At 37.4% G+C, this 15,300-nt stretch carries 14 protein-coding genes; 2 read left to right on the forward strand and 12 right to left on the reverse strand.

Annotated features, from left to right (window positions below; genetic code table 11):
• The first annotated feature begins 13 nt into the window (after positions 1–13).
• Together DN392_RS00570 and DN392_RS00575 are read left to right on the forward strand one after the other, a co-directional pair.
• Entirely contained in the window at positions 14–766 is a 753-nt protein-coding gene (locus DN392_RS00570; protein ID WP_064056394.1) for an ABC transporter ATP-binding protein, read from the forward strand.
• Positions 763–2,742, forward strand: coding sequence for an FtsX-like permease family protein (locus DN392_RS00575; protein WP_064056395.1), 1,980 nt, complete (start codon positions 763–765; stop codon positions 2,740–2,742). Before DN392_RS00570 ends, DN392_RS00575 begins: the two co-directional genes overlap by 4 nt.
• Before the next feature lie 50 nt (positions 2,743–2,792).
• Here DN392_RS00575 and DN392_RS00580 read toward each other — a convergent pair whose 3' ends face one another.
• The 12 genes from DN392_RS00580 to DN392_RS00635 all read right to left on the reverse strand — a co-directional run bounded on the left by DN392_RS00580 (position 2,793) and on the right by DN392_RS00635 (position 15,156).
• Positions 2,793–2,990: a YjcZ family sporulation protein gene (locus tag DN392_RS00580; RefSeq protein WP_001290407.1), complete on the reverse strand. Its 198-nt coding sequence runs from the start codon at positions 2,988–2,990 to the stop codon at positions 2,793–2,795.
• Positions 2,991–3,159: 169 nt separating this feature from the next.
• A complete protein-coding gene (gntP, locus tag DN392_RS00585) occupies positions 3,160–4,485 on the reverse strand; it encodes a gluconate permease GntP (RefSeq protein WP_000356137.1) in 1,326 nt (441 codons plus the stop codon).
• Positions 4,486–4,594: 109 nt separating this feature from the next.
• Positions 4,595–5,320 carry a GntR family transcriptional regulator gene (locus DN392_RS00590; protein ID WP_088321322.1) on the reverse strand — a complete coding sequence of 242 codons (726 nt, stop codon included), beginning with the start codon at positions 5,318–5,320 and terminating at the stop codon, positions 4,595–4,597.
• Entirely contained in the window at positions 5,320–6,336 is a 1,017-nt protein-coding gene (locus tag DN392_RS00595) for a sugar kinase (protein ID WP_061673087.1), read from the reverse strand. Before DN392_RS00595 ends, DN392_RS00590 begins: the two co-directional genes overlap by 1 nt.
• Entirely contained in the window at positions 6,329–7,084 is a 756-nt protein-coding gene (gene dagF, locus DN392_RS00600) for a 2-dehydro-3-deoxy-phosphogluconate aldolase (protein WP_000181913.1), read from the reverse strand. Before dagF ends, DN392_RS00595 begins: the two co-directional genes overlap by 8 nt.
• A 1-nt stretch (position 7,085) precedes the next feature.
• Positions 7,086–8,189, reverse strand: coding sequence for a DgaE family pyridoxal phosphate-dependent ammonia lyase (locus DN392_RS00605; RefSeq protein WP_064056398.1), 1,104 nt, complete (start codon positions 8,187–8,189; stop codon positions 7,086–7,088).
• The gene (locus DN392_RS00610; RefSeq protein ID WP_064469212.1) at positions 8,167–9,267 is read right to left on the reverse strand and encodes an amidohydrolase/deacetylase family metallohydrolase; all 1,101 of its coding nucleotides are present in this window, start codon (positions 9,265–9,267) and stop codon (positions 8,167–8,169) included. Before DN392_RS00610 ends, DN392_RS00605 begins: the two co-directional genes overlap by 23 nt.
• A 360-nt stretch (positions 9,268–9,627) precedes the next feature.
• Complete coding sequence (locus tag DN392_RS00615; protein WP_088321321.1) at positions 9,628–10,488, reverse strand: M15 family metallopeptidase; 861 nt, start codon at positions 10,486–10,488, stop codon at positions 9,628–9,630.
• 82 nt (positions 10,489–10,570) lie between these two features.
• Positions 10,571–11,677: a sensor histidine kinase gene (locus tag DN392_RS00620; protein ID WP_088321320.1), complete on the reverse strand. Its 1,107-nt coding sequence runs from the start codon at positions 11,675–11,677 to the stop codon at positions 10,571–10,573.
• Positions 11,670–12,368, reverse strand: a complete 699-nt coding sequence (locus DN392_RS00625; protein ID WP_000822500.1) for a response regulator transcription factor — start codon at positions 12,366–12,368, stop codon at positions 11,670–11,672. The genes DN392_RS00620 and DN392_RS00625 overlap by 8 nt, the downstream gene beginning before the upstream one ends.
• A gap of 235 nt (positions 12,369–12,603) precedes the next feature.
• Positions 12,604–13,710 carry an o-succinylbenzoate synthase gene (gene menC / locus DN392_RS00630; protein ID WP_000403297.1) on the reverse strand — a complete coding sequence of 369 codons (1,107 nt, stop codon included), beginning with the start codon at positions 13,708–13,710 and terminating at the stop codon, positions 12,604–12,606.
• A complete protein-coding gene (locus DN392_RS00635; protein WP_000449564.1) occupies positions 13,711–15,156 on the reverse strand; it encodes an o-succinylbenzoate--CoA ligase in 1,446 nt (481 codons plus the stop codon). It lies immediately after the preceding gene.
• Positions 15,157–15,300: the final 144 nt, after the last annotated feature.

A 15,300-nucleotide genomic window follows, 5' to 3' on the forward strand; every position in this document is an offset into this window, starting at 1 on the left:
AAAGGTGATTACTATGGAAGAAGTTTTACACATAAAAAACGTATCAAAAGTCTATGAAGGAAAAGTCCCTCATACTGCTTTAAAAAATATAAATTTACATGTAGATAAAGGTGAATTTGTTGCTATCATGGGACCATCTGGTAGTGGTAAATCTACATTTTTAAACGTTATTTCTACAATTGATTCACCTACTTCTGGTGATGTCGTTATTAACGGAAAAAAACCGCACACATTTCGTAGAGAGAAGTTAGCTATTTTCCGCCGCCAAGAGTTAGGATTTGTTTTCCAAAACTTTAACCTACTAGATACATTAACAATCGGTGAAAATATCGTACTCCCTTTAACGTTAGATAATGTTCCATTAAAAGAGATGGATGAAAAGCTTGATAACATTTCAAAAAAGCTTGGAATTGATCATATTTTAGACAAGCGTATTTTTGAAGTTTCTGGCGGACAAGCGCAGCGTACCGCAGTAGCACGTGCTGTTATTCATCATCCATCACTTCTACTTGCCGATGAACCGACAGGAAACTTAGATTCAAAGGCGGCAATTGATGTAATGGAGTTATTTACGAAGTTAAATAACGAAGAAGATGCAACCATTTTAATGGTTACGCACGATCCATTTGCAGCAAGTTATTGTAACCGTGTCATTTTCATTAAAGATGGCGAGCTTTACAACGAACTACACCGCGGACTATATCGCGAGAAATTTTATCAAGAAATATTAGATGTTTTAGCCTTATTAGGAGGAAGACGTGGATGACATTTTGGCAATTCGCATTTAAAAATGTCTCGCGTAATTCTAAAGCATATTTCGCTTATTTTGTAAGTAGTGCTTTTTCTATAATGGTTTTCTTTTCATTTACTGTATACGCGTATCATCCGCGCTTACAAAGTGTACAAAACTTTCAAGATCGAGATCCTCTAATGAATTTAGCTAGTACAGCTCAATTCGTTATCGTTATGTTCTCGTTCTTCTTTCTCTTATATTCAATCGGGACCTTTTTAAATGTTCGGAAGCAGCAATTCGGGATACTCACGATTCTCGGTATCTCACAGAGACAATTAAAAAGATTGTTATTTACTGAAAACATGATAATCGGGATATTATCTATCTTTATCGGCATTCAAGGTGGGCTTGTATTTTCTAACTTTTTCTTATTAGTCACTTCGAAATTAACAAGTGCGAAAGGCCTTTATTTATATTGGCCAACAGAAGCAATTATCGTGACAACCGTAACGTTTATCATTTTATTTTTAATCGTTTCTACGTTTACACCGATGTTTATTCGGACTCGTAAAACAGTCCACCTTATTAAAGGGAACAAGAAAGTGACAGCCGAAAAAAGGCCGTCTATACTCATTTCGATATTTGCTTTAACTTGTTTAGGGTTATGTTATTATATTGCCGGTTATCCACAAGGCTACGTAACCGAAAAAAATGTGCAAAACGGATCTGTCTTCTTTATTATATTATCTATTTTGCCACTCGTAGTAATCGGAACATATTTTTTCTTTTCACAAACATTTCTTCTTTTTATCTATATTTTAAAGAAGCGTAGAAAGTTTTATTTGAAACAAATAAACATGTTATGGATTTCAGATTTAGTTGCTCGTACCCGTAGTAATATTAATGTACTCTTTATCGTTTCTATGCTATCTGCGCTTGCATTTACGATTATTATCGGACTATTTGCTGCGAATAATAATACGAAAACGTCGATACTAGAGCGATATCCTATTCCCTTCACATACAAATTAGAAGGGGATCATTCCCTTGAACGAAAGCACGTTAATACTATTGAATCCGAACTTTCCAATGCTCATTTTCAATATAAAAAATATAAATTTACGCTTTTAAAAGATACTGCTTCAAAAGAAGAGATTGCAATTATGAAAATGAGTGATTATAACGAAATTGCTAAACAGTTAAAGAGACCTACAATCACCCTTGATTCAAAAGAAGTTTACATTATTTCTGGCTATTCACCAGAGCTATTAAACCTTGTATCAAATCCATTTGTAAAACAAAATACAATTACGCTTGAATCCAATAAAAAGGAGTTTTATATAAAGGGATTTATTAACAAAGGAATAGCACCACCATTTGCATTAGCAAATTTAGTTATTATGCAAGATTATGCAATCGATACTATGATTCCTCATATTGAAACCATTACAGTTTATAACTACTTCGTGGATAATTGGGAAAATGCAATTATTCCAACAAAAAATATATTAAAAAGTATTAGTAATGACACCGAAAAATATTATGAGGCACATAAAGACGATAAGCATGCATCTCCCGTTCCTTTTAATATTTATACAGCTACTGATGAGTTACTCCATAATAAAGAAAATGCAGTTGCTCAATTCTTTATTTGGGCATTTCTTGGCTTTATCTTCTTTATCGGTGCGGCTAGCGTTTTATACTTCCGTATGTATAACGACTTAACGAATGAAAAACAAAAATACATTACGATTACAAAACTAGGCTTAACTGAATCAGAAATGTTTCGCTCTGCAACGATTCAGTTAGGAATTTTATTTTTCGTTCCTTATATCGTTGCTGGTGTTCACACGTTATTTGCGGTTAAGTTTTTACAAAGCATGTTCGCTTTTTCTTTACTAAAAGAGTTATTGATTGTACTCACCTTTTTCGGGATTATCGAGATTATTTTCTTCTTCTTAATCCGTTCTCTGTACATTAATAAATTATCACAGCATATAAAAATATGAATAAAATAGCCTTGTGCAGTATGCACAAGGCTATTTTCAATAGTTTTTAATTAGCAGCAATATCCACCATAGCCGCCGCCATAACCGCCGTAACCACCATAACCACAACCGCCTCCGCCTCCGCCGAAGCAGCTAGCACCGATGATAATTAATAAAATAAACAATACGATTAGAAGCGCAAAACCGCCTCCGCAACCATGGTTTCTGCGGTTACAATCATCATGTCTGTGTTCACACTTTTCGCTCATTACTCTATTCCTCCTTTAGTATCATTCATAACAAGTTCACCTTGCTCTAAATGAGGGGATTCCATTTATAGTATGTTTTCAGGGCGAATAGGAAGCTTGGCTTACCTAAAAACGGGCTTGTTTTTGGAAATGGGCTTCATCAAAAAAAAGATACCAATTAAGGTATCTTCTAAATAAAAGTATTTAATAAAAGCGCAAAACCAAATGCAATAAATGATAACAATGTCTCAAGTACCGTCCACGTTTTAAACGTTTCCTTCACCGTTAATCCTAAATACTCTTTTACAAGCCAAAATCCTGCATCATTTACGTGAGAAAACATTAATGATCCTGCACCCGTTGCTATAACGAGCAATTCTAAATTTACACCTGACATGTGCTGAATAACTGGTGAAACAATCCCTGCTGCTGTCGTTAATGCTACTGTCGCTGAACCTGTTGCAATTCGAATTAATCCAGCTACCATAAAAGCTAACACAATTGGTGATAACGCTATATGTTCTGCCATTTGGGCAATCGCTGTTCCAACGCCGCTTTCAATTAATATTTGTTTAAATCCACCGCCTGCACCAATAATTAAAATAATGGAACCGACCGGTAATAAACTGTCATCCGTTAATTTTTTAATCATCTTTTTATTAATTCCTTGCCTTATTCCAAGTAAATAAAATGCTGCAAAACATGAAATAAGTAAAGCAATTACTGGACTTCCTATAAATACAAAAAATTCAGTTATCTTTTTTGGTAATGAAATATATGGTGCCACTACTGATAAAATCATCAATACAACTGGTAATAAAATAATAAAAAATGAAACTTTACGACTTGGTAAATCTGTTGATACAGTCGTAACTCGAACAAGCTCTGGTTCATTTTCAGGTATAACCCTTTTATGTACCCACTTTGCAAATATCGGTCCTGCGATAATGGCTGTTGGTAACGCGATAATTAATGAATATAAAAGTACCTTTCCTAAGTTCGCGTTATAAATACCGATTGCTGTCATCGCCCCTGGATGTGGTGGCACTAGCCCATGCACAATAGATAATCCAGCAATAACAGGTAACGCAATTAATAATATATTTTGCTTCGTCGTTTTTCGAATAGAAATAACAAGTGGTAATAAAATGACGATCCCCACTTCAAAAAACACTGGAATTCCTATAACAAATCCTGCAAATAACATAGCCCACGGTAGTTTCTTTACACCGAAAAATCGAATAAAGAAGTCTGCCACTTGCATGCCGGCCCCTGAATCGGACATCATTTTTCCTAAAATTGTTCCGAGAGCTAAAATACCAACTAAATGCCCTAGTACACTACCAACACCAGTTTCATAGGCAGTCACTATTTTCGTCAAATTCAATCCAGACATGATAGCTAAAAATAAACTCGCAACTGTTAAACTAATAAATGCATGCCATTTCCACCATGATACCCCTAAAATAACAATCGCGATTGCAAATAACGTGACGATTAATAAGTATATATCCATCTCTCATTCCCCTTACTTTTATCCCGTATTTGCAGGCAATAAACACCTAATTGGTGCGGGATGAATCTAATGAAACACTTTATAAAAAAAGAGGGCGAATACCCTCCTTTTATACGTCATAATTCACTACATAATGCTGCATTTCTGTGTTGTAGTAGCCTTCGCTATATTCAATTACTTCGCCAACTTCATCGTAAGAATAGCGCATACGTTTTAATAACGCTGTCCCCTCTTTTTCACCTAACGCTTCTGCAACGAAACTAGGCGCAAGTCCAACAGCGAATTCATCTCTGAAGTTTTCTAAATGTATACCTCGGTCTTCAACTAAATCGTAAAGCGATTGCAAGTCAAAGTCCGATAAATCTGTACTTGCCATGTGTGCTGAGAAATAGTGCGTATAATGAATGTACGGTGCATCATTTAACGTATATAAACGTTCGATACGAAAACTTTCCCTACCGAATAATTGAAATGGCACTGTTCCTTCTTCATTATGAACGATTTCTGCTTTTAGCAGTTTCTTTTGTACTTTATATCCTTCTTCCACTAACACTTCTGTAAATTTCTTACCCTTTGACAACTTTGTCGCAGAAGTATTACGGATCACTTTCGTTCCTTTACCGCTTTTCTTTTCTAAATATCCTTCTTGAGCAAGTTCTTTAATCGCATTACGCACTGTAATTTTGCTCACTTTGAACTCTTCTTCTAACTGCGGTTCGGAAGGAATATTCGTATGAATCGCATATACACCATGCAATATTCGATCACGAATAATATTTTTTATTTGTAAATATAATGGTCCTTTTTTCCTCGTTACGTTCACCTTTACACCCACTACCTTTCTACATCACCTACTGATGCCGTCATTGCCCGAAGTATATCCTTCTCTGATGACATTGGCGTATCACCGACGATTGTATGTGCAAGCATTCCAGCTGCTGACGCAAATGAAACAGCTTTCTCTGGTGCAAACTCTTCTATCTCGCCATGAATAATCCCGCTCGTATAAGCATCTCCAGCACCTATTCTATCATATACAGAAAACGTAAGTGTTTTTGCAAAAGTGAACGCACCATCTTTACATATAAACCCGCGAAGCGAGTGTGTATTATCGCTATTAATAGAGCGATGTGTACCAGCAATTGTAGCGATATGATATGTTTCAGCAACCTTTGGAATAAGATCAACAAGTTGCGCCTCTCGCTCTGTCTCCTCTGTTTTCATTCCAAGAACGAACATTGCATCTTTTTCGTTCATCATAACGATATCAGCAAGAGCTAGCATTTCTTCGTAATGTGGTTTCGCCTGCTCATACCCGTCTTCTCCCCAAAGAGATGGACGATAGTTGCAATCAAAGACGACAGTTCCTCCGTTTTCTTTCACTGCTTTCGCTAAAGATTTCATATGATGGCGCACCGTATCATTCATCGCAAGTGTAATTCCGCAAAAATGAACGATATCAATTTCCTTTGCGATTTCTTCAAATTGATACATGTCTTCACATGCCGTATTGAAGCTGCTTTCTAATCGATTTGAATATGTAACGCGGCTTGCACGTGCTCCAAATCCATTTTCTAAAAAGTACATGCCGACATATTTACCGCCTCTTGAAATAAACGGTGCCCGAATGCCTAACTTTTGAATATGTGATACCGCAGCATCCCCAACAGAATTTTCCGGTAAAGTTGAAATAAGAAAGCCTTCATGACCGAGATGAGAAAGTGCTGCTGCAACGTTCACACCTGTACCAGAAAAGGAGTAATTTAATGTGTTAGCTTGCGACAATAACTCATATCCTGGTACTTGCAGACGCATCATGACTTCGCCGAATGCTGCAATTTTCTTACGCATATTGATCAACTAGCTTCTTCACTACCGCTAATAACTCACGCACATCTTCTGTTTTCGTATTACCAGTTTCTTTATCAATAATAGAAGAGTACACGTGCGGGATAACTTGCTCTACATTTGCTTCTAGCGCAATACGTACAATTGTTTCGAAGTTTTCTTTATCAATTCCGCCTGTTGGCTCTAATGCAAATCCTTCTTCCGCACAAGCTTTCGCAACTGCGCGATATTCTTCTTCATGAGCTAAACCTTTCATTGGGAAGTATTTCAATGAATTTCCGCCCATATCACGTACAAGTGCGATTGCTGTTTTAATTGGAACGATTGCTTTTTCTTCTCCAGCTGCACTAATTGGACCAGTAGAAATATTTACGTACCCTACTTTTCCTGTTGGTGATACTAAACTATTAATCCAGCTATCTTTTCCGCCAAGATTTGCACGTGTCGCTCCAACTGAAGGGAACACTTGATTAATATGGCTACCAGGATAATGCTTCGCAATTTCAGCTACAACTGCTGCTTGGCGATTATCTCCTGCGCCTAATCCGATCGATACAGCGTCATCAATTTCTTTTCCGTATGCTTTCATCGCTGTAACTGCTTCTTCTACTGTTGGATAATCTTTTGATAACACTCCAACAACTACATAACCTTCTGCGGCCTCAAAAATGTCTTTCGCATTTTCGATATTGTTCGCTAATACATTTAATGCTACGCGGCCTTTATAAAAACGTTTTTGAATGTTTGTCATTTTAGTTTCCCCCTACAATTTCTCTCATTTTTTCTTCGATTACATGTATGTCATCACCTTGAAGTGGACGTGGATCAATATCAAAGAATCCTTGTCTTACTCCGTAATCACGTGTATAAATTGCGATTTCCCCTTCTCGTAATGCTGTTACGACGTCTTTTGCTGATTTATTTAACTCGTTCTCTTTAATGTGAATACGTGCTCTAAAGATTGCTCTTCCTGCTTCATCTTGAACGATCGTTACATTTACACCGTTTAATTCTTTTAGCGGCATAAGTACTTGTAATAACTCTTTTTCTTGCTCACTCTTATCTTCTTTTACTCCGTACTCGTCAAGCGCTTGAAGTAAGCCGAAAGTTGTTTCTTTCCCAACTTTCATACTTCTTCCGATGCAATGTAATTGCACTTTCAGCCACTCGATATATTTTCGTTTACCGCCGACAATACCAGAAGTTGGTCCTTCAATTGCCTTTGAACCGCTATAAATGGCAAGGTCTGAATACTTCACATATTTTTGAATATCTTCTTCAGCTGCCGCATCGACGATAAGTGGTACGTTATTTCGCTGCGCAACTTCCCATGCTTCTTCAACAGAAATCATATTTTTTTGCACGGCATGATGGGATTTCACATATAGAATCGCTGCTGTATTTTCACCAATCGCATCTTCAATATGTTCTGCTTTCCCTTCATTTGCGTAGCCAACTTCTACAAGTTTTCCTCCGCCTAAGTAAATCATCGTTTCAACAGGAGCACCGTATTGAACGTTATGACCTTTTAACATAATCACTTCGTTTTTCGCGATGACCTCTTGATGAAGTCTTTCACTTTTACGGCGATTTCCTTCTGTAACGATACTAGCGATAGAAAGTGCAATTCCGCTCGATGCTGAATTTACAACGACAGCTGCCTCTGAATCTAGAATTCTCGCAATATGGTCTCCCGCTTTATCTACTAAATCTGCAATTTCCACATAATTTTGTCCACCATGTTTCATCGCATCCATAACTGTATCTGTCGGAGCGGATACACCTAAAATACTCATTCTACCGCTCGCATTAATCACTCTTTTTAATCCGTACTTAGCATTCAATGAATGACCCATTGATTACAACCCCTTTCGTATCAATTCTTCTTTCAGCAACGCGCTGATCCCCTTCTGAATCAATTAACGTAATCGGTTCATCTTTCACCGTAAATAAAGTTAAGTTTGCAATATCGCCTTCTTGAATACGGCCAAGCTCTGGTTTCTTCAGCCACTCTGCCGCATTTTTCGTCACCGCATTTATTACTTCTTCTAGCGGATATCCTAAGTAAAGAAATTTCGAAAGAACGTGAGCCATACTATACACTGGACCGTGTATACGATTCTTCCGGTAAATGTCTGTACTAATTGTATTAAAGGCAATACCGTGACGCTTCGCCGCTTCTGCTACTTTAAAAGAAAAACTAGCATTGCCGTGACCAATATCTAAATGAACACCGCGCTTCACGGCATCTAGTAATACAGGTAGCGGTTTGCCTTCTTCATCGAATAAATTATTTTCTTTCCCGTTTAAGTAATGTGTAATCACATCGTCTTTTTCTAAAAGAGGTACAACTTCCTCTATGCGAGGAGGCGCTGAACCGATATGTACCATAATTGGCAATGATGTTTCACGAGATAAAGAGCGTGCAACATGAAGCGGTTCAATTCCACTATCACAAACGACACTTTTACTCATTCTCGCCTTTAACCCGACGATTACATCTTTATACTTTTCTACTGCTTCTATTACTTTCTCTTTATCTATCCATCCCATGTTGGATAATTCATCAATTCGTTTCAAACCGATGCGAGAAATATTTAAAAAGGCAAATAAATTCGTTTTCGCCTGCTCTCTACTTTTTACTAAATCTGCAATACGATCAGCTCCGCAGCTACCCGCATCAACAATTGTCGTTACCCCTTGCTTAACGCCAATTTCATCCACCTCATCGCCATACGGATCAAACTCTGGAAAAGCATGAACGTGTAAATCAATCCAGCCACTCGATACGTAAGTACCTGAGTAATCAAGAACCTTTCCACCCTCGCCAGCACCAGCTTTCGTCACCTTTGCGATTTTATTATTTTCAATTACAATGTCAATCTCTTCCCCGTTCACACGTTTCACATTACGTAGTACGAATCGTTCTGTCATTGTATTTCCACCCTTTTCTATAAGAAGCCCAAGAATACGCTTACATTAAAGTTTCATTTTTATTTATCTCTTTCACATATTTAGAGTAGCACAAAAAAAGGAAGAAGTAAATATAACGTTATAATGTTTAAAAGTAGAATAAGAGATACTCCTCAAAATTCTGATAGTACAGGAAATTATATCAACGATTTTTCGAATATATCTATCAAAACCTGCACTATATCAACGATTTTTCAAATATATCTACCGTAACTCAAAATATATCAACGATTCAACAAGAAATATCGATTTACCGACAAAAAACGCCAATCCCTTTCTTATATACGAAAAAGCTGCTCCAAAACGGAACAACCTCTTTCTCTATTCCTGAACCGTCACAATAACCCCATCCATATTATTCCCCGAAATTTCATACTGCTTATTCACCGGAACATTCACTTTCATGTTTCCGGAAACTTTATAATAAGAAACCGTATATTTCTTACCTTCCACATCGGTTGTAATTTCTTTTTTCTCTTTTAAGAAATCTAAATATTCTTCTAGTGTGAAATTCTTTTTTTGCATAATCGCACTATGGGGTAAGCCGACATAACGGATATGCCATGGCTCATATTGAATGCCTGTAATATTGCTTTTATTTTTCGGATAACGTAATACAAAGCCGTGCTTCCATACGTTTTCTTCAATCCATTTTCCTTCAGGCGCTTTCTCCATTTTCTTTTGTGTTGAACCAACGTCGAGTGATAACCCTAAATTATGCTCACTGTATCCTGCTGGGAGTGCATAATCAGATCCCATGTCTTTATATAATTTACTTTGCTCTTGAAAATCTCGATACCCGCTATTCATTAAGAAATGTTGTACGCCATCTTTTCCAGCCGCATCGACAACGTTCAAAAACTTTTTTACAATATCCTTTGATAAACGCAGATTTCTATCAAATATTACATAACCTCTTACTAATTCACTGTTGTGATTTACATTTATAATGTCAGACCTAATACTATCTTTTTTTACTGGGTAATCTTTATTAACTAATAATAGATCCCCTTTATAAATTTGTTCTTTTGTAATCTCTATCTTTTCCATATTTGCAGTCTTTCCTGCACTATTTTCTCCGCCAATTTTCACATCAATTTCCTTTTGAAATAACGGTGATATATAAACGCCCACACAGATTGTGCATGCTATAAAAAGAGAAATAAATACCCACTTTTTCATTTCTAGTTCCTCCTTAACGTAACTTACGTATAGAATAGAAAAAACTATTAAAATAAAAAGTGGGATAAAGTTTAAATTTTTATTAAATTGTTACATTCTCGTCTTTTGGCAATCGTACTTCAAATATTGTTCTAACTACATTACTTTCAGCCGAAATCTTCCCATCATGCTGTTCAACAATATTTTTCGCAATAAATAGCCCAAGGCCTGTACCACCTTGCTGCTCTGATCTTGCCTTATCACCTGTATAAAACATATCAAATAGATACGGTAAATCTTCTTCTGGAATGCTATCTCCGTAATTCATAACTTGTACGACAACTTCTTCATTATCGATATACCCATTCATATCAACAAATTGCCCATCATATCCGTATCGAACGGCATTTGTTAACAAGTTTTCAAATACTCTGGCTAACAATTTTCCATCACCGTTAATCGGTAAATGCGGATCAACATTCAACCTTGCTTCTAAATGATGTTTCTCTAATAACGGATATAATTCCTCATCTAACTGTATAAGCAGCTCACTTATATCAATTGGCTTTTTATTTAGTTGTAACATGCCATAGTTCATACGTGTAATTTCAAATAATTCATCAATTAAGCTTTCAAGCCTTTGCGATTTCGTAAAAGCAATCGTGGAAAAGTGTTTAATTTGTTCCTTCGTCAAATTCTCATCTTTAAGAATTAGGTCTAAATAACCTAAAACAGATGTTAACGGCGTTCTTAAATCGTGAGCTAAGTTAACAATAAGCTGGTCCTTACTACTTTCCGCGAAGTCTCCTCGTTCCACTGCTTCCTTTAATTTCTCACTTGCTACATTTATTTCGCTTGCGATATATCCAAACTCATCATTTGATGAAACGCGCACTTTATTTGTAAAATCTCCGTTCGCCAAATGATGAATTCCGTTTGAAATCTCATCAAAATATTTTAAATACGGCCTAGTAAGGAAGAAGAAAAACATAATGGACAGAGGGATGAAAATAATTAAAAAGAAATTAACATCCCCAATTTGTCTTACCATGGAACGAAATTGAGCTAACGGATCCTCATAACGAACGACTAATTTATAATAAATCCGTAATCCTTCATAAATGAAATACGTTATGCCAGCAGCTAATATCATACTTAACGCAAATAGCATAACCATCTTCGAGCGAAAACTTCTCATCTTTTTAGCCATTGAAAGTATACCCTACTCCCCACACTGTTTTTATTAACTTATCCTTTCTTTTATCTTCCCCAAGCTTTTTCCGCAACGTACGAATATGTACCATAACTGTATTTCCGCCTTCAAAATAATCATCCGCCCACACTTGCTGAAAAATATTTTCCACATTGTACACTTTCTTCGGATGGCTCGCTAATAAATATAAAATATCAAACTCTTTTGGCGTTAATTCAATTTTCTCATCGTACACATCTACCGTTCGGCGCTCAGGATCAATCACAACTCCGCCTATGGCTAAAGCAGATTTGCTCTCCGCTACTTTCGGTTGATTTAACGTAAGAAATCGGCGTAATTGTGCATTCACACGTGCGACTAATTCAATTGGTGTAAAAGGTTTTGTCATATAATCATCTGCACCTAATACAAGACCTGTCACCTTATCAAAATCAGATGTTTTCGCACTTAGAAAAATGATTGGCATATGGTGCTTCGCGCGAATTTGGCGCGTCACTTCATAACCATCCATTTTCGGCATCATAATATCTAAAACCACTAAGTCGATTGGCTGCGTTTCAATAACATGAATTGCCTCTTCTCCATCAGCTGCTTTCACGACGTGGTACCCTTCTTTTTCTAAATGTATCTCAATTAAATCAGCAATTTCTGCCTCATCATCCGCTATTAAAATTGAAATGCGCTTCATATTACTCCCCCTTATATACGCTCGATTGTAAACTAGTCTATCCAATTTGTACAATATGAAAAGGTTACTCGCGGGAGTAACCTTAGTAAATGAAATTATATCGACGATTTTTCAAATATATCGAACACAACTTGAAATATATCAACGATTTTTTTAATATATCGATGTTTCGACAAGGAATATCGACTTACCGACAATTAACGACGAAATTCGCCTGCTATTTGAAAGACTCAACCTACCGCTCCAAAACAATTCGCTGCTTCGTAATTTCTGCTAGTCTCCCGCGATCTATCTCATACTCAGCATCAACGCTTTGCGGTACAATCACTTTCCCGCCCTCAAGCATCACTTCCGGCGAAATAATATCCTTCTCCCAATGTCGACTAGAAGCGGATATATCACCAGGAATCGTAAAGTTCGGCAATGAGGCGAGAGCAACATTTTGAGCTCGTGAAATCCCCATCTCTACCATACCTCCGCACCAAACAGGTATGTTATGCTCCATACAATAATCATGGATTTGAATCGACTCCGTTAATCCACCCACTCGTCCTGGTTTAATATTAACGATGCGGCAACTGCCAAGCGTAATCGCAACGCGCGCGTCTTCTAAACTATGGATACTTTCGTCTAAACAAATCGGCGTTTCAATTTTCTTTTGCAGCTGTGCATGATCAAGAAAATCGTAATCCGCTAGCGGTTGCTCAATCATCAGCAATTGAAATTCATCTAATCGTTTCAGTTTCTCCGTATCCGCTAACGTGTACGCTGAATTTGCATCAGCCATTAACGGGATATGCGGGAACTCTTTACGAATTTCTTTCAATAATTCGTAATCATGCTCTGGCTTTATTTTTACTTTAAAACGCTCGTATCCTTCTTCCGCGTACTTCTCGATTTGTTTTAACATAACCGGAATCGTATTGATTCCAATTACAACACCGACTTCAATTTCAGTCCTAGTTCCACCAAGTAATGTCGCTAACGGTTTCTTTTGACGCTTCGCATATAAATCCCAAACAGCTCCTTCAATTCCGGCCTTTGCCATTCGGTTTCTCTTTATATGCTGGAACAAACTCGGCATTTCATTCGGATGAGAAATTTCAGCCTTTAATAAATCAGGTAATAAAAAGTCTTGCAGTACATGCAGTGCTGTCTTCACCGTTTCTTCCGTATACCACGGCTCAGAGAATGCAACGACTTCGCCAAATCCAATGTGCCCGTCTGTATCTTCTAATTCAATGACGATACTTTCACGCTTTTCATAAGTTCCGTAGCTTGCAGCAAACGGAATGACGAGTGGCATTTCTATTATATAAAGTGTCGCTTTTTTTATTTCCACTTACATCTCCTCCACTAATTGTCTTAACTCTCTTCTTAACAATTTTTTCGAAGCATTTCGTGGTAATTCCTCTAAGAAACACGCTTTCTTCGGCACTTTATATTTTGCCAATTTCTCCTCGCAAAAATGAAGAATTTCTTCTTCTGTTACCTCTCCACTTTTTACAACAAAAGCAGCGGGTACTTGTCCCCATTTATCGTCAGTCATACCGACAACACCGGCCTCCGCTACCATCGGATGAGAAAGCAACACTTCTTCAATTTGAGCCGGATATATATTTTCTCCGCCAGAAATAATTAAATCACTGCGGCGATCTAATACGTATAAAAATCCTTCTTCATCTAAATAACCGAGATCACCAGTATGAAGCCATCCGTTTTGAATGGTTTCGCGCGTCGCATCTTCACGGTTAAAATAACCACCTGTTACGTTCGGTCCTTTTACTACGATCTCGCCTTCTGCAAACGGCGGTACTACTACGCCATCTTTTTCAATACGAAGTTGACACTGAAATAGTGGTTTTCCAGCTGATCCTACTTTCGTTAACATATAATCTGCGAATAACGTACAAATTTGCGACGAAGTTTCTGTCATACCATACGTTTGATACACAGGAATTCCTTTATCTACACATGTTTCGAGTAACGGTTTCGGGGCTGGTCCTCCGCCAAGTAACATGCATCGTAAAGAAGATGGATATGTCTCTCCTCCAAGTATCTCTAATAAATCAGTTAACATTTTAGAAACGACAGAAATGATCGTAACACCTCTCGTTTGAAGTGCTTTATGAATGAAATTCGCATCATATTTCGGAACGAGTAAAATGCGCATGCCGTACATAATGTTTTTCATTAAAAGGGAAAGACCGCCAACGTGGAACATTGGCATACAAGCTAACCAGCAATCATCATCACGAAGCCCTAAATTAAGCGAAGAACCGACTGCGCTTGCCCAGTGATTACCGTACGTTAAAATAACGCCTTTCGGTTTCCCTGTCGTCCCTGACGTATAAATAATTGTCATCGCTTCTTCTAAAGAGAATTCTTCTTGTATAGAGGCTTCCGCCTTTGGTCCATTCATCACTTCGGCAAATGAATATACAGGAACATCTTTAGCCTCGAAATCTTGATCCGTCACTAAACAAATAACTTCAGCATCATCCATTTGCCAAAGTAGCTCTTCTCTTGAAAGACGCGTATTTAAAAGTACAGCTACTGCACCTACGTAAGATAGGGCGTGAATAACTGTAATCATCTCCATACCATTTTTCATCAGAACAGCCACCTTTTGCCCACGCTTTATCCCAACATATGAAAGGTGTTCACAAACAGATACTACTTTTTCATGCAGCTGCATAAAAGTAACCTTTTCATCCTCTATTTCAATTGCAGTGCGATCTGGTGTTAAAAATGCACGTTGCATTAACCAATTTGGCATCGTCTCCATCATTCATTCTCCTTTCATGAAAGAAAGAGACTTGATATGACATCAAGTCTCTTAGTTGTTTTGTTTCCTGTTGATCTCATCTAGCTACGCCTCCTAGCCCCTTCCGTCTAAGAACCTTCCGCACGAGAAAGTAAAAAACACTTT

Source organism: Bacillus sp. BB51/4, assembly GCF_008368845.1.
GTDB classification, from domain to species: Bacteria; Bacillota; Bacilli; order Bacillales; family Bacillaceae_G; genus Bacillus_A; species Bacillus_A wiedmannii.